Genomic DNA, 22,061 nt, shown 5'->3' on the forward strand with positions numbered 1-22,061 from the left:
CCAAGGAGGCCGAATGCCGGGGCTTTTCCATCGTCGTGGCTTGATCGCGGGTGCCGCCGTGGCGGTGGCCATGCCGTCCGTCCTGCGCGCGCAGGGCTGGCCCTCCGGCTCCATCCGCCTGGTCGTGCCCTTCGCCCCCGGCGGCAGCACGGACCTGACGGCGCGCCTCGTCGCCGATGGGCTGGCGCAGCGCCTCGGCGTGCCGGTGGTGGTGGAGAACCGGCCCGGCGCCGGCGCCACCACGGGCAGCCAGGTGGTCGCGGATGCGGCGCCGGATGGCCAGACCCTGGTGATGAGCAACATCGCGAGCCACGCGATCAGCCCCGCCCTCTACGGCAACCGCGTTCGCTATGATCCGGTGCGGTCCTTCACGCATATCGCGATGGTGATCACCAATCCCTCCGTCTGGGTGGTCAATCCGCGCAGCGAGATCGGCAACCTGGCCGACCTGGTGCGCATCGCGAAGACGCGGCGCGGCGGGCTCGACATGGCATCCTCCGGTGCCGGTTCCTCGAACCACCTGCTGCTGGTCCGCTTCAGCGAGCTGGCGGGGATCGAGCACACCCATGTTCCCTTCCGCGGCGCCGGCCCGGCGATGACGGCGGTGATCGCGGGCCAGGTGCCGATGATGTCGGACAGCCTGCCCTCCGCCGCCGGCCATGTGCGGCAGGGCAGCGTGCGGGCGATCGCGATGAGCAGCGCGGAGCGGCACCCGGCCTTCCCGGACGTGCCGACCTTCCGCGAACAGGGCTTCGACCTGGTCAGCACCTCCTGGTTCGCGCTGTCCGGCCCGGCGGGGATGCCGGCGCCGATCGTGGAGCGCCTGCACCGGGAGACCATGGCCCTGATCGCGACGCCCGAATCGCGGCAGCGCTTCGCCGAGCTGGGCGGCACGGCCGGGGACATGACGACGGCGCAATTCGCGGCGTTCGTTGCGTCCGAGGTCGCATCCTGGGCCCCCGTTGTGCGGAGCTCGGGGGCGACGGCAGACTAGACAAGTCATCGGAACGGTGCAGGCTCCCCGACGCTCGCGATTGCGTGATCCGAGGAGCCCGGCATAGGGTGAGAACAGGGTGCAGGAAGCGGTCCCGGCCGTCTGTCCGCCTTGTTGGGGAGTTGCAGGACCGGCAGTGTCGCCGCCCTGCAAGGGTTGACGGGAACGGACTAGGCACCGGCGCAAGCCGGGCAGGAACGAGGTGCTGATGAAAATCAATGCGAAGGACGTAGCGTCCGGGGCCTTGCTGATCGCGATCGCGGTCGCCGGGCTTTGGCTGAACCAGGACCACACGCTGGGCACCGCCCGGCGCATGGGCCCTGGCTACATGCCGATGATGACCTTCTGGCTGCAGATGGGCCTCGGCGCCATCGTGCTGGTCATGGGTCTGTTCAACGGCCCGGACAAGCTGGACCGCTGGGCCTGGCGCGAGCTGACGCTCATCCTGGCCTCGCTCTGCGTCTTCGCGCTGCTGCTGGAACAGGGCGGGCTGTTCCTGGCCATCGCCGCGACGGTCGCGGTCGCCGCGCTGGGGGACCGGACGCACCGGCCGCTCGGCGTGCTCGGCCTGATCGTCTTCCTCATGGCGCTCTGCTGGTTCGTGTTCATCCGGGAATTGGACATCCGGGTGAATCTCTGGCCGTCCTTCTTCTGAGCGCGGGGAAAAGGGGACCATGGATCTCTTCGCCAATCTCTACCTGGGCATGAGCGTCGCGCTCAGCCTAGACAACATCACCTTCGCGCTGCTGGGTGCCTTCATCGGCACGGCGATCGGCGTGCTGCCGGGCATCGGCCCGGTCGCCACCATCTCGCTGCTGCTGCCGATCACCTTCGGCATGTCGGCGACGACCGCCATCATCATGCTCGCCGGCATCTACTACGGCGCGCAGTATGGCGGCTCCACCACCTCGATCCTGCTCAACCTGCCGGGCGAGGTGTCGTCGGTCGTCACCACGCTCGAAGGCTACAAGATGGCCCGCAAGGGCCGCGCGGGCGCGGCGCTCACCATCGCCGCCGTCGGCTCCTTCTTCGCGGGCACCATGTCCACCCTGCTGGTGGCCGCGTCGGGGCCGATGCTGACCTCGGTCGCCCTCTCCTTCGGTCCCGCCGACTACTTCTCCCTGATGCTCCTCGGCCTCATCATCTCCGCCGTTCTGGCGCAGGGCTCCATCGTCAAGGCCATCGGCATGGTGGTGCTCGGCGTGGCGCTCGGCCTGGTGGGCACGGACGTGCAGACCGGCCAGCAGCGCTTCACCTTCGGCGTGCCCGAACTGTCGGACGGCATCGGCTTCGTGGCCGTCGCCATGGGCATGTTCGGCATCGCGGAAATCATCCTGAACCTCGAACGCCCGGAAAGCCGCTCGGTCCTCACCAACAAGGTGGACAGCCTGTGGCTGACGCGCGCGGAATTCCAGCGCTCCGTCGCCCCGGTGCTGCGCGGCACGGCCATCGGCTCGGTCCTCGGCATCCTGCCGGGTGGCGGCGCCTCCCTCGCGGCCTTCGGCTCCTACATGCTGGAGAGCAAGGTCTCGAAGTACCGGCATGAATTCGGCACCGGCGCGATCGAGGGTGTGGCCGGTCCGGAATCCGCCAACAACGCCGCGGCCCAGACCAGCTTCATCCCGCTGCTGACGCTCGGTATCCCGGCCAACGCCGTGATGGCGCTGATGGTCGGCGCGCTGATCATCCAGGGCATCCAGCCGGGGCCCCGCATGGTGGAAGCCCAGCCGGACCTGTTCTGGGGCCTCATCGCCTCCATGTGGATCGGCAACCTGATGCTGCTGGTCATCAACCTGCCGCTGATCGGCATGTGGGTGAAGCTGCTGGAGGTTCCCTACCGCCACCTCTACCCGGCGATCCTGATCTTCTGCGCCATCGGCGTGTACTCGCTGAACAACAACGTGTTCGACGTGTACCTGACCGTGGCCTTCGGCCTCTTCGGCTACCTCTGCTCCAAGCTGAAGCTGGAAGGCGCGCCGCTGCTGATCGGCTTCGTGCTCGGCCCGATGATGGAGGAACACCTCCGCCGCGCCATGCTGCTGAGCCGTGGCGATCCCATGGTGTTCATCCAGCGCCCGATCTCGGCCACGCTGCTGGCCATCGGTGCGATCGCGCTGATCACCATGCTGCTGCCCGCGCTGCGCAAGAAGAAGGAAGCCGCGCTGGCCGAGGGCTGAACCGCCCTCCTCCACCGCACCCGCCAGGAAGGGGCCGCTCCGCAAGGGGCGGCCCCTTTCGCTTGCGCGCCACCCGTCGCACCCTCAACCGCATCACGGAGGATCAAGCCGCATGGACCTGCAACTCACGGGCAAGGTCGCCCTCGTCACCGGCGCTTCCGCCGGGCTCGGCCGCACCATCGCCCGCCTGCTGGCGGAGGAGGGCTGCAAGCTCGCCATCCTCGCCCGCCGCCGCCACCTGCTGGAGGAGCTGGCCGCCAGCCTGCCCGCCAGTGCGGAGCCGCTGGTGATCGTGGACGACTTCACCGACAAGGGCGCGGCGGAGCGGACGCGCGATGCGGTGCTCGGCCGATTCGGCCGCTGCGACATCCTTGTGAACAACGCCGGCGGCAGCCGCCCGCAGACCGACCTCGGCGCGGATGAGGTCTGGATGGAGGCGATGGAGATCAACTTCCACGCCGGCCGGCGCATGACGCACGCCTTCGTGCCCGCCATGCGCGCGCAGAAATACGGACGAATCGTCAACCTGACGGGGTCGGACGAGCCGCATATCATCAACGCCGCCAATGCCCCCAACGGCGCGGTCCATATCTGGGCCAAGGCGCTGTCGCGGCAGTTGGGGCGGGATGGCATCACGGTGAATTCGGTGCCACCCGGCCGCATCCGGTCGGAGCAGATCGACGCCCGCATCCTGCCGACCGAGGAAGCCCGCCAGGCCTGGGCGGCGGCCGAGGTGCCCGTGGGCTTCATCGGGGAGCCCGAGGATCTCGGCGTGCTGGTGACCTTCCTCTGTTCGCCGCGCGCCCGCTACATCACCGGCCAGGTGATCCATGTGGATGGCGGCACGCTGCGCCACAGCCACTGAGGCAGCGCAGCCATCGGCAGGGCGCAAGGCTGCGGCCGCGCCATGGGTATAGGCTGGGATCGAAACGGGATGGACCACCCCGCATGACCCAGCCGCATACAGCCACCCATCTGCGCCGCACCATCGCCCGCGCCAAGCAGCGGCGGGGCGGCGCGCCGCTGCCACCCTCCTTCGGCGCGCGCCTGGCGGACAGCGTGGCCGCCACGGTCGGGTCCTGGCGCTTCATCCTGGTCCAGTCGGCCCTGCTGATCGCCTGGATCATCGGCAACGCGCTGGCGGGCGCCCGGGCCTGGGACCCCTACCCCTTCATCCTGCTGAACCTGATGCTGTCCTTCCAGGCCGCCTACACCGCGCCCATCATCATGATGAGCCAGAACCGGCAATCCGACGTGGACCGGGACCGCGCCCTGGCGGACTATCAGGTCAACCTGCGCGCGGAAGCCGACATCACGCTGCTGCATGAGAAGATCGACCTGCTGCGCGAACGCGAATTGCTGGAGATGATGCAACTGCTCCGCCGCGCGCTCGACCGGATCGAGGCGCTGGAACAGCGCCCGCCGAAGGAGGCTTGAGGCATGGCCTGGCTGCTCCGCATCCTGCTGGTCGCCGCCGGCGCCATCGCCGCCATCTTCGTCGCGCGCGATGCGCCGAACTTCCCGGTGGTGGAAGGGATGGTGGCCGTCGCCCTGATTGCCGCCATCGTGCTGGTGCTGGCGCTGACGCGGAAGAAGTGAAGCGGCGGCGTCATTCCAGCCAGATGTCGCCCGCCAGCACGGTCGGCGCACCGCTGAGCCGCGCCACCAGCACGCTCGCCTCCCCGCCGCGGCCATCGGCATCGAAGTAGAGCCGGCCCGCATCGCTCTCATAGATCAAGCGGGCCTCCGCCGTCGCGGCGGTGCCCGTCAGGCTGGCCTGGAAGCGGCCCGCCTGGCCCGAGAGCGACCCTGCGACGAGGCCCGTCGCGCCGGCCGGATCGAAGGCGGCCAGGCTGATGACGATGCGGTCACCCTCGGCAGCCGAGAAATCGTAGATGCGATCGGCCGCCGCCGAGATCGGCGCCGCGCTGAAGCGGAAGCTGTCGGCGCCGAGCCCGCCGGTCATCCAGTCGAATCCCGCGCCGCCATCCAGCGAATCAGCGCCGTCTCCGCCCAGCAGCGCGTCGCTCCCCGCCTGCCCCGCCAGGGTGTCGTCGCCCCTCTCGCCCAGCAGGCGGTCATTGCCGCCCCCGCCGGTCAGGCTATCCCGCCCATCGCGGCCGGCCAGGCGGTTCGCGGCATCATTGCCCGTCATCGCATCGCCCGCGGCGCTGCCGAAGCCGTTGATGGCCGCCGTGCCAGTCAGGTTCAGGAACACATGGCTTCCCGTCAGCCGCCAGGTCACCGCCGATTCGACCAGGCCGGAGGAGGAGGGATCATCGATGATGACGTCGCCCGCATCATCGATGATGAAGACGTCGAAGCCCGCGCCACCGATCAGCACGTCGGCGCCGGTGCCGCCATCCAGCGTATCGGCGCCATCGCCGCCGACCAGCATATCCTGCCCCGCACCGCCCTTCAGCAGGTCCCCGTCCCGGCCGCCATCGACCAGGTCGTCGTGATCGCCGCCTTCCAGCGTGTCGCCACCCGCGCCGCCGAGGAGCGTGTCCTCGCCGCCCCGGCCGCGCATCCAGTCATTCCCGCCGCGGCCGGACACGACGTCATCGAGGTTGGTGCCGGACTTCCTGTCGGCGCCATTCGTGCCCGCCCAGTCCAGGGCCTCGACCTGGCCATAGACGAGAAACGGCGCCGACCAGGTCTCGAATATGTCGAGGAGCAGGTCGTCCGCGCCGTCCCCATTCACGTCGCCGACGCCGGCCGGGAACGGCTGGATCACGTAGGTACCGCGCTCGAGATCGAGCAGGCTGTGGCTGATCCGGAAGCCCTGCTCCTCATCCAGGTTCGCCAGGTCGATCAGGGCGGGCAGCCCGCCGAGCTGCCCATAGACGACATAGGCGGCCATGCCGTTGGCTGTGAAGCCGCTGTCCGTAATGACGACGATGTCGTCGATGCCGTCGCCGTTCATGTCACCAGCCGACGCCATGCTGGCACCCGTCAATTCGGCCGCGCCACTATGGATGATCCGGGTGGCCTGGCCCGCGGACAGTGTCGCGAGATCGATATCGGCGCTGAAGCCTTCGGCGCGGCCATAGACGATATGGACCGGGGTCTCGCCATGACCGACCCAGAAGCCGGTGCCACTGAGCGGCGGGGTCTGCGTGATCAGCATGTCGGCGATGCCGTCGCCGTTCAGGTCCCCGGCCCGCGCCACATGCCCGATGCTGCCCGTCACCCCCGGATTGCTGGTCAGGATGCGGATGCCGCGGTCGGGCGTCAGCGTCCCGTAATCCACGGGGCCCCATGCGCCATCCTGGCCGAAGAGAAGCACGGCGACGCCATCCGTCGCCAGCAGGACGTCATCGCGACCATCGCCGTTGACGTCGCCGACACCCGCCAGGCTGTTCCCGTTGTTGGTCCAGGTCAGTCCCTGGTCGGCCGGAACGCCATCGAGCCGCACGGTACCGTCATCACGATCGGCGTCACCATAGACCACGGCCGCGTAGAGGGGCCGAGGGGCGCCCCCACGTTGCGTCAACGCCGCGATGTCGCCCAACCCGTCGCCATCCACGTCGCCCAGCATGGCGACGTCGAAGCCGAAGCGCCGCGAACCGAACGGCGCTTCCCTGGCCGTTGACAGGCCCTCGACCACGAAGCCCTGCTCGGCGGTCAGGGCATTCGTGTCCAGGGTCGCGCCAAGGCCGCCATCCCTGCCATAGATCACCAGCACGCGACCAGGATCGGCACCGAAGGTCGTGATTTCGCTGGGAACGCCGATGACGATGTCGTCGATGCCGTCCCCGTTCACGTCGCCTCCGGCATCCACGGAGAACCCGAAGCGCGCACCGTCGAGCGCATAGGGGAGGACGAAGGTCTGCTGCGTGGGGCCAAGCGTCGCGAGGTCGAGCGTCGCCCCGAAGCCGCCGGCCTGGCCATACAGGATCCGAATGGCGTCATACCCTAGCAGAATCAGGTCGGCGATGCCGTCATTGTTGATGTCGCCTGCGGCGGAAATTCCCTGCCCGAACCTGAGGAAGTCCTGCATGGCGATGCGCGTGCCCTGCGCCGCGGACATGGTGTTCAGGTCGATATCGGGCATGGCGTGGCCTCGGGACGTTCGGGATGCCACGAATGATTAACGAAGGTTGAGGGGGGCCACCAATCCCCCTATACTCTAGGTTGTATTTCACCCTCATCTGCCTGCCGCCCCGCCAGGGCAGCGAGATAGGAGGGGCGTTCAGCCCCGCTCCGCCGGCACCACCATCCGCCGCCGCAGGTCGCCGCGCCGCAGCAGCACCGCCTCCGCCGCCTGCCCCACCCGTTCCCCCGTCAGCCAGCGCAGCAGGTCGGCGACATGGGCGATGGGATCGCCGCCGATCGACAGCAGCAGGTCGCCGGCCTCGATGCCCGCGCGGTCCGCCGGGCCCTCCTTCGCGACGCTGGCCACCAGCAGCCCGGTCGGCTGCGCGATGCCATGGGCGCGGGCGAAGCGCCGCGGCACCGCTTCCTGCTGCCCGGACAGGCCGAGGAAGGCGCGCCGCACGCGGCCGAAGCGGACCAGGTGGCCCAGCACCAGCCGCGCCGTATCGGCGGCCACCGCGAAGCACAGGCCCTGCGCGCCGCCGATCATCGCCGTGTTCACGCCGATCACGGCGCCCCGCGCATCCACCAGCGCGCCGCCGGAATTGCCGGGGTTCAGCGCCGCATCGGTCTGGATCAGGTCCTCGATCGGCCGCCCGCCGGGCCCCGCCAGCGTCCGTCCCAGCGCGCTCACCACGCCGGCCGTGACGGTGTTGGAAAAGCCGAGCGGATTGCCGATGGCGATCGCCACCTGGCCGACGCGCAGCGCCGCACTCTCGCCCAGCGTCGCGGCCGGCAGCGCGACCGCCGTCTCCGCCCGCAGCAGCGCCAGGTCGGTATCCGCGTCGTCGCCGAGCAGCCGCGCGGCGAAGCGCGCCCCTTCCGCGGTCGCGACCTCGATCCGCGACGCGCCGGCGACCACATGGCTGTTGGTCAGCACGAATCCGTCCGGGGAGACGATGACCCCCGATCCGCCGCCGCGCCCACGCGGCCCGGAGACGGCAACATTGACGACGGAGGGGCCGGCACGGCCCACGGCGGCGGTGACGGCGGCGGAATAGGCGTCCAGCAGCCCCGCATCAGGCGGGATAGGCGCATCGAGCATGGGGAGGGTGGTCCTTTTACCGCCCAAAATGGGAAGCCGCGATCGCGACCCCAAGCCCCGGCGGTTGCCGGGCACCCCCCCGCTTCCGCTATGGTCGAGGCATGGAAATCGTCGAGGCCGTGCTGGCCCTGATCGCGGTCTGCATCGGCTTCGCGCTGGTCGCCCGCCGCCTGAACATGCCCTATGCGGTGATCCTCGTGCTGGGCGGCATGGCCTTGGCCTTCGTGCCGGGGCTGCCCTCCGTCACGCTCGATCCGCAGATCGCGCTGGCCTTCTTCCTGCCGCCGCTGCTGCAGGCCAGCGCCTGGCGGACGGATTGGCGGGCCTTCCGCGCGAATATCCGGCCCATCCTGCTGCTGGCCGTGGGCGCGGTGCTGTTCACCGCCGTGGTCATCGCCATCGTCGCCAAGCTGCTGATCCCGGGCCTGCCCTGGGCGGCGGCCGTGGCACTCGGCGCCATCGTCGCGCCGCCGGATGCCGTGGCCGCGGCGGCCGTGCTGCAACGGCTGCGCATCCCGCGCCGCATCGTGACGGTGCTGGAGGGCGAGAGCCTGGTGAACGACGCGACCGCGCTCGTGCTCTACCGCTTCGCCATCGCGGCCGTCGCGGCGGGCGGGGTCGCGATCGAGCAGGCGGCGGCCTCCTTCGTCCTGGTCGCGGCGGGGGGGATCGCCATCGGCTATGGCGTGGCGCTGGCCGGGGCCTGGGTCTTCCCGCGGCTGCAGGACACGCTGCTGGTCGTGGCCGCCAGCTTCATCGCCTGCTTCGCGAGCTTCATGGCGGCGGAGGCGCTGCACCTGTCCGGCGTGATGGCGGTGGTCACCACGGGGCTGGTGCTGGGGCAGAAGCAGCATGGCACGCTCTCCCCGCAAAGCCGCATCGCCGCCGTCACCGTCTGGCAGTTCGTCGAATTCGTGCTGACCAGCCTCGTCTTCATCCTCACCGGCCTGCAACTGCGCGCCATCCTCGACCGCATCACCACCCACAGCGTGGGAGAGATGGTGGTGCTGGCCGTGGCGCTCTCCGCCGCGCTGATCGTCGCGCGGTTCCTCTGGGTATTCCCGGCGCTCTACGCCTCCCGCCTCATCCCCACGGTGCGGCGCCACCAGCCGCCGCCGCCCGTTGGCCATGCCGTCGTCATCTCCTGGGCCGGCATGCGGGGCGTGGTCTCGCTGGCCGCCGCGCTGGCCCTGCCGCTGGATTTCCCGGAACGGGACCTGCTGGTCTTCCTGGCCTTCTGCGCCATCCTGGCCACGCTGGTGGTGCAGGGCACGACGCTGGAATGGGTGATCCGCCGCTGGAAGGTGGAGGAACCGGCGGTCAACGGCATGGCGCCGGAGGAAGCGGCCGTCCGCCGCCACGTCGCCGGCGCGACGCTGGCTGAGATCCAGCGCCGGGCGGAGGACATCCTGGAAGGCCCCGTCGCGCAGGACCTGCTGGCCGAGTACACGGACAAGGCGCGCGTCTTCCACGGCATCGCCAAGGGCAGCGGCCAGGCGGTGCTGGAGGCCCGGATGCGCATCCGCCTGGCGGCGCTGCGGGAGGGCCGGCGCGCCCTGCTCGACCACCACCGCGACGGCAAGCTGGATGATGAATTGCTGACCGCGCTGGAACTGGAGCACGACCTGGAGGAGATCCGCATCCTCCGCCTTCTCGGCGCCGCACCGGCGCATTAACTGCGCGCCATGGATGACGCCGCCCTCGCCGACCGCCTGCAGGAAGCCCGCCGCGGCCTGCTCGACCTCTCCACCCGCAACCGCCTGCTGGCCCTGCCGAAGCCGGGCCGGTCCCGCGGCGTCGTCATCCTGGATGACGAGGATGCCGATTTCGTGCTGGAGGCGCTGGGCGCCGGCCGCGCCTTCGGCTTCGAGGCCGCGCCCGCCGAGGCCGCCGCCCCTCCCCCGGCGCCGGAGGGCGAGGCCCCCGCGCCCCGCCGCCGCCGCGCCGCCCGCCCCCGCCGGGCGGAGGGCATCGCCACCGCCGATGCCGCGCAGAGCGCGGAGGATGCGCGGCGCGACACCAAGCTCCGCGTCCGCCTCTCGCCCGAGGAGCTGTCCCGGCGCCTGCGCGACCTGATGCAGGATGCCCGCACGGCGCGGGAGGAGACGGGCGTCGCGACCCTCTCCCTCGCCCTCGGCACGCTGACCTGGCGGGACCCCGCGACGCCGGAGACGGAGCGCCTGGCGCCCCTCGCCCTGCTGCCCGTGACGCTGGAGCGCGAGGGCGTCGGCCAGACCTACCGCCTGCGCGCCGCGGGGCTGGAGGTGCAGGAGAATCTGAGCCTGCGGGAGAAGCTCGCCACCGAGTTCCGCCTGGAACTGCCCCCCTTCGATGCCGAGGCCTATGACCCCACCGCCTGGGCCGATGCCGTGCGCGCCGCGCTGGGCGGGCGGGAAGGCTGGGGCGTGGACCCGGATGGCCTGGCGGTCGGCCTGTTCAGCTTCCAGAAGTTCCTGATGTGGCGGGACCTCGACCCCGTCGCCAATCCCGGGCTGCTGTCCCACCCCATGGTCCGCGCGCTGGTCGGCGGCGAACCGCTCGCCAGCCCGCCCCCCTTCCCCGACGATACCGACGTGGATGCCGAGATCCCGGTGGAGCGGCTGGACCACGTCATGGATGTGGATGGCAGCCAGGCCCTGGCGGCGGAAGCGGTACGCCGCGGCGGCCACACCGTCATCCAGGGCCCGCCCGGCACCGGCAAGTCCCAGACCATCGCCAACATCATCGCCCAGGCCGTGCTGGATGGCCGGCGCGTGCTGTTCGTGGCGGAGAAGCTGGCGGCGCTGGAGGTGGTGCAGCGCCGCCTCGGCTCCATCGGCCTCGGCGCCGCCTGCCTGGAGTTGCACAGCGAGAAGCAGTCGAAGCGCGCGGTGCTGGATGAGCTGCGCGCCACCCTCGCCCTGCCGCCGCCGCGGCGGCCGGATCGCGATGCGCTGATCCGGCGCCTCGGTTCGCTGCGCGGCCGGCTGAACGGCCATGCCCGCGCCATGGCGGCGCCGGTCGGCGAGAGCGGCCGGCCGCTGCATGCCGTGGTCGGCCGGCTGGTCGGGCTGCGCGCCAGCGGCCAGGCCGCGCCCGATTTCCTCCTGCCCGCCGGCGACTGGAGCGCGGACCGCATCGCGGCCGCCGAGGCGGCGGTCGAGGAACTCGCCGCCCGGGCCGCGGAAGGCGGTCCGGCCAGCGCCTGGCGCGGCATCGGCGCCGACCTCGCCCCCATCGACCAGGAACGCCTGCTGGCGCGGCTGCCGGCGCTGATCCGCACCCTGTCCGCCGGCGCCGCCGCGCTGGCGCCCGCCGCGCGGGCGCTGGGGCGCCCCGCCCCGGGCGCGGAGGCCGCCGCCGCGCTCCTCGCCCTGTCCCGGGCCGTGGCCGCCGCCCCGGCGCATGACCGCGCCGCCCTGGCCCATGCCGCCTGGGCCGCGGACCCCGCCCCGCTGCGCGCCCTGGCGGAGGCGCAGGCCGCGCTGGCCGCCGCGCAATCCGACCGCCGCCTGAAGCCGGGCGCCCTGGCCGAGGCCGGCATCGCCGAGGCCCGCCAGGCGCTGGCCGCGGGAGGCGGGTTGTTCGGCTTCCTCTCCGCCACTCAGCGCAACGCCAAGGCCCTGGCCGCCCGCATCGCCGCCGATGCGGCGGACCCCCTCCCCGCCCTCGACGCCGCCCTGGCGGGGCAGGAGGCCGCCCGGACGGTCGCGGGCGGGGAGGCGCTGGGCCGCGCCGCCTTCGGCACCCTCTGGGGCGATGCCCCCGCCATGCAGGCCCTGCTGGCCTGGCGCGACACCCATGGCGCGGAGGCGGCGGCGGCCCTGGCCGCCGGTATGCCGGTGCTTGACCCGGCGCCCGTGGAGGCCGCCCTCGCCGCCCATGCCGACCTGGTCGCCGAGACCGCGCTCGACCCGATCGCGGCCTTCGGACAGGCCGACCCACCCCTGGCCGACATCGCCGCGCGCCTCGGCGACTGGGCCGGGCAGCCGGAGACGCTGCCCCTCTGGCTCGGCTGGCGCCGCGCCGTCGCCGCGGCCGGGGATGACCTCAAGCCCCTGGTGGAGCGCCTGGCCGATGGCCGCCTGGCGCCGGAAGCCGCCCGCCCCGCCTTCGACTACGCGCTGGAGGAAGCGCTGCTGAAGGCCGCCATGCGCGCGCGCCCGGAACTCGCCGCCTTCGACGGCGCCGGCTTCGACCGCCTGGCGGAGGAATTCGCCGAGGCCGATCGCGCGCGCATCGACCTGGCGCGGCGCGAATGCGGCGCCGCCCATGCCGCCCGCATCACGGGGTTGCGTGACCTGCCCGGCTTCACCCTGCTGATGGGGGAATTCGAGAAGAAGCGCGGCCACCTGCCCGTGCGCGAATTGCTGCTGCGCGCGGGGCAGGTGGTGCAGGCCGCCAAGCCGGTGCTGATGATGTCGCCGCTCTCCGTCGCGCAGTTCCTGGCGCCGCCGCATGGCCTCCGCCCCGGCCTCTCCTTCGACCTGCTGGTGATCGACGAGGCCTCGCAGGTGGAACCCGTCGATGCGCTGGGCGCCATCGCGCGCTGCGGCCAGGTCGTCGTCGTGGGCGACGACAAGCAGATGCCGCCGACCCGCTTCTTCCAGCGCATGACGTCCGAGGATGACGAGGGCGCCGACATGGAGGAGACCGGCGAAGCGGTGGCGGCGCGGGAGATGGAGAGCATCCTCGGCCTCGCCAATGCGCGCGGCGTGCCCAACGTCATGCTGCGCTGGCACTACCGCAGCCGGCACGAAAGCCTGATCGCGACCAGCAATGCGGAATTCTACGGCAACCGCCTCTTCGTCCTGCCCTCCCCCCGCGCGCGCTCGGCGGCACTCGGCCTCTCGCTGATCCGCGTCGATGGCACCTGGGAAGCCGGCGCCGGCGTGAACCGCACGGAAGCCCGCGCCGTGGCGGAAGCCGTGCTGCGCCATGCGAAGGAAACGCCGGGCGAGACGCTCGGCGTCGCCGCCTTCTCCCTCAAGCAGCGGGACGCGATCCTGGACGCGGTGGAAGCGCTGCGGCGCGAAAGCCCGGAGACCGAGGCGTTCTTCACGGCGCATGAGCACGAACCGTTCTTCGTGAAGAACCTGGAGAACGTGCAGGGCGACGAACGCGACGCCATCATGATCAGCGTCGGCTATGCGCGCGGGTCGGACGGCAAGCTCGCCATGCGCTTCGGCCCGCTTTCCGCCGATGGCGGCGAACGGCGGCTCAACGTCCTCATCACCCGCGCCAAGAAGCGCTGCATCGTCTTCAGCGGCATCGGCGCGGAGGATATCGACCTCGCCCGCGCCGCCGGCCGCGGCGTCGCCGCCCTCAAGACCTTTCTCCAGGCGGCCGCAAGCGGGCTGGGAAGCGGGGCGCCGGCTTCGGGCATGGTGCGGGCGGGGCTGGGGACGGTGATCGGGGCGGAGATCCAGGCGGCGGGGAAGGAAGCGGTGGGGCGCGTGGGGACGGCGGGGCTGTTCCTCGATGTGGCGGCGCGGGAGGGCGACGACTTCATCCTGGGCGTGGAAGCCGATGCCGGCGACTGGACCAGCATCCGCGCGGCGCGGGACCGGGAACGCGGGCGCGCGGCGGCGCTGGGCCAGATGGGCTGGCGCCTGCACCGCGCCTGGTCGCTGGCCTGGCTGCAACGCCCGGAAGCCGAACGCGCAAGGCTGCGCGCCGCCCTCGGCGCCCGGCAGGAAGCGGCGGAGGCCGCGCCGGTTGGCGGACCCGACCCGGGCCTGGCCATTCCCTATGCGGAGGCGACGACGGAGGCCGACACCAGCATCGCCATCCCCGCCATGCCCTTCGCCGCGCTGTCGGAGGTGCTGGCCGCCATCATCCGCACCGAACAGCCGGTCCACGCCGACGCCGTGCTGGAACGCATCCGCCTGCTCTGGGGCAGGGAAAGGCTGGAAGCCGCGGACCGCGCCGCGCTGCAGCAGGCGCTGCGCCTGGCCGGACAGTTGCAGGGCGTGTCGGAAGCCAACGGCTTCTGGACCGCCGAGGACGCGCCGCCCGTGCAGCCGCGGGACCGGCGCGCCGCGGCGCCGCACCTCCGCCGCCCCGCCATGGTCGCGCCGGCCGAGATCGAGGCCGCGGCCCGGACCCTGCTGGCCGCCATGCCGCAGACGACGGAAGCGGAACTCGCGCCAGGGATCGTCCGGCTGCTCGGCCTCGATGCCGCGGCGACGCCCGCCATCGCCGCGCGCGTCGCCGCCCTGGTCGGCGCGGGCACGATCACGACCGCGGGTTGAAGCCGCTTCCGCTCACGCTCGACGAACCCGGCCACGCAACCATCGCCATCCCCTTCGCGTTCTTCGCGCGTCGGATGATCCGGAACGCTGCCCCGGCCTTCACGGGGACCGCACCGGAAGAACGAGGAGCGAAGCGATGTACGCGAAGATCATGAGTGCGGCGGCCCTCGGGCTGCTGGTGGCGGCCTGCGGCACGGACCCGCAGGAGCGCGTCCAGGGCGGCGCCGCCGCCGGTGCGGCGACCGGTGCCGGCATCGGCGCGCTGGGCGGGCCGGTCGGCGCGCTGGCCGGCGCGGCCATCGGCGGAGGCGCGGGCGCCATCACCGGCGCCACGACGGATGCGCGCGACGTGAATCTCGGCCGCCCGGTCTGGGAGAATCCGGAAACCCGCGTCCCGGGCGTCACCAACACCGGCGGCCGCGCCGCCAGCGGCCCGGCGCGCCAGGCGCAGCAGGCGCTGGCCGCGCGCGGCTACAACCCCGGCCCCGCCGATGGCGTCTGGGGCGAGCGGTCGCGCCAGGCGACGATGGACTTCCAGCGCGCCAACAACATCGAGCCGAGCGGCCGCCTGGACCGCCAGACCATGGCGGCGCTCAATGTCAGCGCGACGACCACGGGTGCCGCGCGCGGCAACGTGGCGGAGCGTGACCGCGCCTATATGGGCGGCGGCCAGGTCAGCCAGAGCCAGGCGCCGTCCCCGGGCATGTCCGACCAGCGCGGCATGGGCACGCCGAACGCCGCGCCGATGGGCTCCGCCAGCAACCCGCCGATGACCGGCACGGGCCCGATGACGACGCCGGCTTCCCCGGGCGTCGCGACCAGCCCCTCCAACCCGCCGAACGTGGCGGCCGGGCAGCAGGTGCCAGGCGCCTCGCGCGGCTCGACGCCGGGCGACGTGAACACGGGCGGCGGCAGCGGCGCGGGTGCCTCCGGCAGCGGCGGCGGCGCGGGCCGGTAAGCGCAGCGCCAGGGCTGAACGGGCGCGGGCGGGGGAAATCCTGCCCGCGCCTTTCGCCGTTCAGCGCGCCAGCAGCCACTCCGGCAGGCCCGTGACGAGCGTCACAGGGAACAGCGTGATCAGCACCAGCGTCACCACCAGCATCAGGAAGAAGGGCAGCGAGGCCAGCGCCACCTCCCCCTGTTCCTTCCCCGTCATCGTCTGCATGACGAAGAGGTTGAAGCCGACCGGCGGCGTGATCTCCGCGATCTCCACCAGCAGCACGATGAAGATGCCGAACCACACCAGGTCGAACCCCGCCTGCTGGATCATCGGCACGACGATCGACGTGGTCAGCACGATCATCGACACGCCATCCAGCGCGGTGCCGAGCACGATATAGACCACGACCAGCACCGCGATGATGCCGTAGGGGCCGAGGTTCAGCGCGGCGACGCCTTCCGCCAGCGCGGCCGGGATGCCGGTCAGCGCCATCGCCTTGGTCAGGAAGGCGGCGCCGGCCAGGATGAACATGATCATGCAGGACAGCCGCGTCGCGCCCAGCAGGCTGTCGCGGAAGCTCTCCCAGCTCAGCGTCCGCGTCACCGCCGCCAGCACCAGGCTGCCCAGCACGCCGAAGGCCGCGGCCTCCGTCGCCGTCGCCCAGCCCACGAACATGCTGCCGATGACGACGATGATGAGGATCGCGCAGGGGATCAGCTGGGCGGAGGCGCGCAGCTTCTCCCGCATCGACATGCGCGGCTCCATCGCCGGCTGCTTGTCCGGGTTCAGCATGGCCCAGACGATGATGTAGGCGCTGAACAGCAGCATCACGAGCAGCCCGGGCAGGCACCCCGCGATGAAGACGCGGACGATCGAGACCTCCGCCGCCACGGCATAGACCACCATGATGATGGAGGGCGGGATCATGATGCCGAGCGTGCCGGCCGTGGCCAGGCTGCCGATCGCGACCCGTTCGTCATAGCCGCGCCGCTGCAATTCCGGCAGCGCGATCTTGGAGACGGTGGCGCAGGTGGCGGCGGAGGAGCCGGAGACGGAGCCGAAGATGCCGCAGGCCAGGATGTTCACATGCAGCAGCCGGCCGGGGATGCGCCGCACCCAGGGGGCGAGGCCGTTGAACAATTCCTCCGACAGCTTCGTACGGAACAGGATCTCCCCCATCCACACGAACATCGGCAGCGCGGCCAGCGTCCAGGACCCCGTCGATTCCCACATCGCACCGGCCAGGAACAACCCCGGCGTCGGCGATGCGGTGATCATCGCGAGGTAGCCGACCGCGGCCAGGCTCATGGAGATCCACACCCCCGCGCCGAGCAGCATGCACAGCACGACGAGGAGGAGGAGCGACAGCGTGATCAGGTCCATGGCGCTACACCTCCGCCGAGAAGTCGCCGCGCGCCGCGCGGTCTTCCGCGGCCACGACGTAGGTCGGCTTGGCTCCGCGCAGCACGATGACGAGCTCGTCGAGGATGGCCACCAGCAGCAGCCCCGCGCCGAGCGGCATGGCGAGCTTCGGGATCCAGATCAGGAAGGGCACCGTGCCCTGCGCCACCTCCTCGATCTCCCAGCTGAACATCACGTCCTGCGCGGTCCACCAGGTGATGTAGGCGACGACCGCGCCCGCGATCAGCAGCGCCAGGATCTCCGCCCCCCGCCGCGCGGGCGGGGACAGCTTGTCGATCCCCATGCCGACGCGGATCAGCTCCCCCCGCTTGAAGGTGGCAGCCAGCGCGAAGAAGGTGGTGGCGACGCAGAGATAGGCGCTGAGGTCGTCGGAGCCCGGCACCTGCAGGCCGACCTCCCGCAGCCCCATCTGCGCGATCATCACGCAGAAAATGCCAAGCAGCGACAGCGCCGCCACATAGGCCGCCGCCGCATAGACTGCGTCGAGCGCGCGACGCACCAGGCCCGGCGGGTTCATGCGGGGAAGCGCCGGCCAGCAGGCCGGGCCGCCACCGCGTGGCGGTCGATGGTCATTGTCGTGAAGCCCCCGCGTTGCAACCTTGGGCAGGGATCATCGGAGGCCCCTGCCAGGGGCGCAAGACCCGCGGCGGCACCCGCCGGCGCCCCGCGCCGCGCCCTGCCCAGCTTCGCGGCGGCGGCTGCCTCAGCGTGAGGCGCGATAGGCCTCCAGCATCCGGCGACCATCATCGCCGGCGCGGGTCGCCCATTCGTCGATCATGGTCGCCCCGGCCTGGCGGATCGCGGCCAGCAGCGCGGGAGAGGCATCCACCACCTGCACGCCGCGGGCCACCATCCGCGCCTCGGCTTCGGCCTGCGCCTCTTCCGCCATGCGCCAGCCCCGCGCTTCCGCCTGGCGGGCCGCGGCCAGCACGGCGTTGCGCTGCGGCTCCGTCAGCGCTTCCAGCGACCGGCGGCTGACGAAGACCGCATTCTTGCTGGTGGCGATGGAGGCGCGGATGAAGACGCGCGAATAGTCCCACACGGCGGTATCGGCCGCGACCGGCGCGGTGGTGAGCTGCGCCTGGATGATGCCGCTGGCGAAGGCCTGCGGCACTTCCGGCGCCGTCACCAGCACGCCCTGCGCGCCGAGCAGCGCGGCGAGCCGCGTGGAGATCGGGCTGTAGCTGCGCAGCCGCAGGCCGCGGAACTGCGCCGCATCGGTGATGGGCTGGTTGGCGGTGATCGCCACCTGCGGCCAGGGCGCCATGTAGAGCAGGGCGAGGCCCTGCCGCGCCAGCCGCGCCTCGATGAAGGGGGCCTGCACGGCGGCCAGGCGGCGGGCATCGTCCAGGTTCTGCACCAAGCCCGGCACGGCGTCCGCATCGAAGAAGGGATCCTCGTTGCCATAGGCCGTCAGCAGGATCTCGCCGAGCTGGATCTGCCCGGACTGGACGCTGCGCTTGATCTGCGGCTGCGGCACCAGGCTGCCGTTGCTGTGCAGCTGGATCTGCAGGGCCTCGCCACTGGCCTGCGCGACATCGGCGATGAAGGCGCGCAGGTTGCGCGTGTGGTAGTTGCCATCCGCGAAGCCGGTCGCGGCCTGCCAGCGCGTGGATTGCGCGGAAGCACCGCGCGCCAGCACGGCGGCGGCGGCGGCACCCAGTGCCGCGCGACGTCCCAACACCATTGTCCCGTTTCCCCCGTTGGAATCCCCGGCGCCCGTGGCGCCGGGGTCGCAGTCACGTCGCGATCAGGCGCGGTAGGCGTCGATCAGCTTCTTGCCGTCCTCGCCCGCGCGGCCGATCCATTCCTCCGTCATCGTCGCGCTGACGCGGCGCAGGCCGGCGAGGAATTCCTCGGTCGGCGGCACGATCTGCATGCCGCGGGCGCCCAGCGTGGCCTCGGTGGTGCGCTGCGCCTCGCTGCTCAGCTCATAGCCCCGGCGCTCCGCCGCCGCCGCCGCGGCGCGGATCACCTGCTGGTCCGCCGCGGAAAGCGATTCCATCGCGCGGCGGGACACCATCACGGCGTTCTTGGTCATGGAGAAGCCGAGCGGCGTGAAGACCCGCGCATAGTCCCAGGCGGAGGTATCGACGCCGGTCTGGGCGGAGGTGATCTGCGCCTGCACCACGCCGGTGGCGAAGGCCTGCGCCAGTTCCGCCGCCTGCACCAGCGTGGGCTGCGCGCCGACCAGCGCCGCGAAGCGGTTGGTGGCCGGGCTGAAGGTGCGGAAGCGCAGCCCGCGCAGCCCCTCGATCGTCGGGATCGGCGCCTGGGCATAGAGCCCCGCCGGCGGCCAGGGCACGGTGTAGAGCAGGCTGAGGCCCTGCCGCGACAGGCGCGTCTCGATATAGGGCTTCTGCAGGTCGGCCAGCTTCTTCGCCTCGGCGAAGTTGGTGACGAGCTGCGGGATGGCGTCGGCGTCGAAGAAGACGTCCTCGTTCGAATAGGCGGTCAGCAGGATCTCGCCCAGCTGCACCTGGCCCTGCTGCACGCCGCGCTTGATCTGCGGCATGGGCAGCAGGCTGGCGTTGGAATGCAGCTGCACCTGCACGCGCCCGCCGGTGCCGGCCTGGATCTCCTCGATGAAGCTGCGGATGTTCCGGGTGTGGAAGTTGCCGTCGGGATAGGGCGTCGCCATCTGCCAGCGCGTCTGCGCGCTGGCGGGGCCGGTCAGGGCGGGGGCGGCGAGCGCCGCGCCGGAGGCGGCAAGAAGGGTACGGCGGCTGAGCATGTAGGGGTCTCCCGGGGGTGTCGTCTCCGGGGCGGAAGCATCGCCCCCAACCCCTTGGCGAAGCAAGCCCCCGGGAATCCGCGCGGCTACAGCGGGTAGTCCCGGGCCGGGTCGATGCCCGCCCCCTCCAGGAACTTCCGCATCGCGCCCACCTCCTCCTTCGACAGGCTGTGGTGGCTGTCATGGAAGGCCTGGGCGTGGCCGTTCAGCGTCACCTTCACCTGGCCATGCCCGCCATGGCTGACCTCCGCGCCCAGCGCCTCGAAGACGGAGGCGACGTGCTTCGGATCGATGTTGCTGCTGACGGGGTGGGAGAACAGGGCGTGCAGGGTCTTGCGGTGGTGGTGGTTCATGGAATCCATTCCTCTGCCGTGGTTGGATGCCATGGTGGGACGCCGCGCCGGCGGCGTCCTTGATGCGGATCAAGGCGATCAGGGCGCCGGCCGCGTCCCCATCGCGACGGTCCGCTCATCCATCCGCGGCTGATGCACCAGGCCGCGCCGCGTGGCCCAGGAATTGGTGATGTTGAACAGCGGGACCATCGCGACGTCGTCGGTGGCGAGCCGGATGGCCTGGCGCAGCACCGCGGCCCGTTCCTCCAGCGGCAGCAGCGTCGCCGCGCGGTCGGTCAGCGCATCCAGCGCCGGATTGGAATAGCGCGCGGCATTGGCCGCGCCGCGCTGCGCCGCGCGGTCGAAGGTGCCGATGACGGAGATCAGGAAGCTGCCCGCCTCTCCCGTGCTGCTGCCCCAGCCCGCGAGGCGCGCCGGGAATTCCTGCCGGGCGGAACGCGCGGAGTAGCTGGTCCAGGGCAACGCCTCCACCTGGGTGCGCACGCCGATCCGCGTCCACATCTGCGCAACCGCCTGGGCGGTGCGGGCATCGTTGGGATAGCGGTCATTCGGCGTGAACAGCGTCATGCGGAAGCCCTGGGGGTAGCCGGCTTCCGCCAGCAGGCGCCGCGCCGCATCGGGATCGAAGGGCGGCACGGGCACGTCCGGCGCATGGGTCGTCGTGCCGGGCGGCATCCACTGGCCGGCCGGCGCCGCCGCGCCCTCCATCACCCGCTCCACCAGCGCATCGCGGTTCACCGCGATGTTCAGGGCGCGGCGCACCCGCACATCCATGAAGGGGTTCGCCGCCAGCGGCCGGCCTTCATGGTCGCTCACCTGCGGCAGGTTGCCGCTGCGCGAATGGTCGAAGGCGATGAAGATCAGCCGCAGGCCTTGGATCTCCGCGACCGTCACGCGGGGGTCGCGCTTCAGCCGTGCCAGGTCCGTCGATGGCACCTGGTCGATCAGATCGGCATCGCCGGAAAGCAGCGCCGCCGTCCGCGCCGTGTCATTGGCGATGACGCGGTAGGTCACGCGCGCCCAGGGCTCCCGCGCGCCGAACCAGTTGTCGTTGCGCACCAGCTCGAAGCGGTCGCCGGGGATGGAGGAGGCCAGGCGATACGGCCCCGTCCCCACCGCCGCGCGGCCGCTGTTGAAATCCTCCGTCGTCCGCCCCTCCGCCGCATGCTTCGCGACGATGGCGATGGAGCCGAGTTCGATGGGCAGCAGCGGATGCGGCAGCGCGGTGTGGAAGCGCACCGTGTGGCTGTCGATCACCTCCGTCCGCTGGATGGCGCGCACGAAGGGGCTGAAGCTGGCGGGCGAATTCGGCACCAGCGGTGGCCGAGCCACGCTGAAGGCCACGTCCTCGCTGGTGAAGGGCCTTCCGTCATGCCAGGTCACGCCCGGCCGCAGCCGGAATTCCCACACCGTCGGCGCGATGGCTTCCCAGGACGCGGCGAGGCCCGGATAGGCGCGCACCTCCGCATCGCGCTCCACCAGCCGGTCGAAGATGTGCATGGAGAGGGCGAAGTTGGGCGCCGCATTGTAGAAATGCGGATCGACCGAGGTCGGTGGCGCACCCGTCGCCACCGTCAGCAGGTTCTGCGCGCCCGCCGGGGCGGCCAGCAGCGCGAGGAGAAGGCCGCTAGCCCGCGCTTTCCACGTAGTGGCGGAGTTCCTCGGCTTCATGCACCGCTTCCTCGATCCGCGCCTTCACCAGGTCCCCGATCGAGACCAGCCCGGCGAGGCTGCCATCGTCCTCCATCACGGGCAAATGCCGGCAGCGGCGGTCGGTCATCAGCGTCAGCGCCTCACCGATCCGTGTCCGCGGCGTCACGGTGTGCAGCGCGCGCGTCATCAGCTGCGCGGCGGGCATGGCCACGGCATCCGCCCCATGCAGCGCCATGGCGCGGACGATGTCGCGTTCGCTGACGATGCCGAGCACGTCGCCCGCGCCGTCGCGCACCAGCGCCGCGCCGATGCGGTGCCGCGCCAGCGTCTTCGCCACCTCCGCCACGCTGTCATGCGCCTGGATGGCCACCACGTCGTGGCCCTTGCGCTGCAGGATGATGGCAATCGTCAT

The 22,061-nt window shown here is 71.7% G+C and carries 18 protein-coding genes; 9 read left to right on the forward strand and 9 right to left on the reverse strand.

The annotated features are described in order from the left end of the window. Positions 1 to 13: 13 nt before the first annotated feature. The 6 genes from JJI54_RS13780 (at position 14) to JJI54_RS13805 (ending at position 4,770) form a co-directional block, all read left to right on the forward strand. Positions 14 to 994 carry a Bug family tripartite tricarboxylate transporter substrate binding protein gene (locus JJI54_RS13780; RefSeq protein WP_203073588.1) on the forward strand — a complete coding sequence of 327 codons (981 nt, stop codon included), beginning with the start codon at positions 14 to 16 and terminating at the stop codon, positions 992 to 994. A 208-nt stretch (positions 995 to 1,202) separates the two neighbouring features. Next, complete coding sequence (locus tag JJI54_RS13785) at positions 1,203 to 1,649, forward strand: tripartite tricarboxylate transporter TctB family protein (protein ID WP_203073589.1); 447 nt, start codon at positions 1,203 to 1,205, stop codon at positions 1,647 to 1,649. 19 nt (positions 1,650 to 1,668) lie between these two features. Then, positions 1,669 to 3,171, forward strand: coding sequence for a tripartite tricarboxylate transporter permease (locus JJI54_RS13790; protein WP_203073590.1), 1,503 nt, complete (start codon positions 1,669 to 1,671; stop codon positions 3,169 to 3,171). A gap of 112 nt (positions 3,172 to 3,283) precedes the next feature. Then, entirely contained in the window at positions 3,284 to 4,036 is a 753-nt protein-coding gene (locus JJI54_RS13795) for an SDR family NAD(P)-dependent oxidoreductase (RefSeq protein ID WP_203073591.1), read from the forward strand. 83 nt (positions 4,037 to 4,119) lie between these two features. Then, positions 4,120 to 4,608 (forward strand): DUF1003 domain-containing protein, encoded by a 489-nt coding sequence (locus tag JJI54_RS13800; protein WP_203073592.1) that lies wholly within the window; start codon positions 4,120 to 4,122, stop codon positions 4,606 to 4,608. Between the two features lie 3 nt (positions 4,609 to 4,611). Continuing rightward, complete coding sequence (locus JJI54_RS13805) at positions 4,612 to 4,770, forward strand: hypothetical protein (RefSeq protein ID WP_203073593.1); 159 nt, start codon at positions 4,612 to 4,614, stop codon at positions 4,768 to 4,770. A gap of 10 nt (positions 4,771 to 4,780) precedes the next feature. On the opposite strand, the gene JJI54_RS13810 is transcribed toward JJI54_RS13805, so the two are convergent. Together JJI54_RS13810 and JJI54_RS13815 are read right to left on the reverse strand one after the other, a co-directional pair. Further along, a complete protein-coding gene (locus tag JJI54_RS13810; RefSeq protein WP_203073594.1) occupies positions 4,781 to 7,228 on the reverse strand; it encodes an FG-GAP-like repeat-containing protein in 2,448 nt (815 codons plus the stop codon). Between the two features lie 138 nt (positions 7,229 to 7,366). Beyond that, positions 7,367 to 8,314, reverse strand: a complete 948-nt coding sequence (locus JJI54_RS13815; protein WP_203073595.1) for a S1C family serine protease — start codon at positions 8,312 to 8,314, stop codon at positions 7,367 to 7,369. A gap of 101 nt (positions 8,315 to 8,415) precedes the next feature. Here JJI54_RS13815 and JJI54_RS13820 point away from each other — a divergent pair, with 101 nt between their 5' ends. From JJI54_RS13820 to JJI54_RS13830, 3 genes are all read left to right on the forward strand, one after another. After that, the gene (locus tag JJI54_RS13820) at positions 8,416 to 9,990 is read left to right on the forward strand and encodes a Na+/H+ antiporter (RefSeq protein WP_203073596.1); all 1,575 of its coding nucleotides are present in this window, start codon (positions 8,416 to 8,418) and stop codon (positions 9,988 to 9,990) included. 9 nt (positions 9,991 to 9,999) lie between these two features. Beyond that, positions 10,000 to 14,547 (forward strand): DUF4011 domain-containing protein, encoded by a 4,548-nt coding sequence (locus JJI54_RS13825; protein ID WP_203073597.1) that lies wholly within the window; start codon positions 10,000 to 10,002, stop codon positions 14,545 to 14,547. Positions 14,548 to 14,683: 136 nt separating this feature from the next. Then, positions 14,684 to 15,505: a peptidoglycan-binding domain-containing protein gene (locus tag JJI54_RS13830; RefSeq protein WP_226381754.1), complete on the forward strand. Its 822-nt coding sequence runs from the start codon at positions 14,684 to 14,686 to the stop codon at positions 15,503 to 15,505. Between the two features lie 60 nt (positions 15,506 to 15,565). Here JJI54_RS13830 and JJI54_RS13835 read toward each other — a convergent pair whose 3' ends face one another. The 7 genes from JJI54_RS13835 to JJI54_RS13865 all read right to left on the reverse strand — a co-directional run bounded on the left by JJI54_RS13835 (position 15,566) and on the right by JJI54_RS13865 (position 22,061). Continuing rightward, entirely contained in the window at positions 15,566 to 16,870 is a 1,305-nt protein-coding gene (locus JJI54_RS13835; protein WP_203073598.1) for a TRAP transporter large permease, read from the reverse strand. A 4-nt stretch (positions 16,871 to 16,874) separates the two neighbouring features. Continuing rightward, a complete protein-coding gene (locus JJI54_RS13840; protein ID WP_203073599.1) occupies positions 16,875 to 17,426 on the reverse strand; it encodes a TRAP transporter small permease in 552 nt (183 codons plus the stop codon). A gap of 186 nt (positions 17,427 to 17,612) precedes the next feature. Continuing rightward, positions 17,613 to 18,596, reverse strand: coding sequence for a TRAP transporter substrate-binding protein (locus JJI54_RS13845; protein ID WP_203073600.1), 984 nt, complete (start codon positions 18,594 to 18,596; stop codon positions 17,613 to 17,615). A 63-nt stretch (positions 18,597 to 18,659) separates the two neighbouring features. Then, the gene (locus JJI54_RS13850) at positions 18,660 to 19,643 is read right to left on the reverse strand and encodes a TRAP transporter substrate-binding protein (RefSeq protein WP_203073601.1); all 984 of its coding nucleotides are present in this window, start codon (positions 19,641 to 19,643) and stop codon (positions 18,660 to 18,662) included. Between the two features lie 86 nt (positions 19,644 to 19,729). Then, entirely contained in the window at positions 19,730 to 19,996 is a 267-nt protein-coding gene (locus JJI54_RS13855; protein WP_203073602.1) for a hexulose-6-phosphate synthase, read from the reverse strand. A 78-nt stretch (positions 19,997 to 20,074) separates the two neighbouring features. After that, positions 20,075 to 21,667, reverse strand: coding sequence for an ABC transporter substrate-binding protein (locus tag JJI54_RS13860; RefSeq protein WP_203073603.1), 1,593 nt, complete (start codon positions 21,665 to 21,667; stop codon positions 20,075 to 20,077). After that, positions 21,624 to 22,061 carry a CBS domain-containing protein gene (locus JJI54_RS13865; protein ID WP_203073604.1) on the reverse strand — a complete coding sequence of 146 codons (438 nt, stop codon included), beginning with the start codon at positions 22,059 to 22,061 and terminating at the stop codon, positions 21,624 to 21,626. The genes JJI54_RS13860 and JJI54_RS13865 overlap by 44 nt, the downstream gene beginning before the upstream one ends.

It is taken from the genome of Falsiroseomonas ponticola (assembly GCF_016805305.1).
In the GTDB taxonomy this organism is placed as follows: domain Bacteria; phylum Pseudomonadota; class Alphaproteobacteria; order Acetobacterales; family Acetobacteraceae; genus Falsiroseomonas; species Falsiroseomonas ponticola.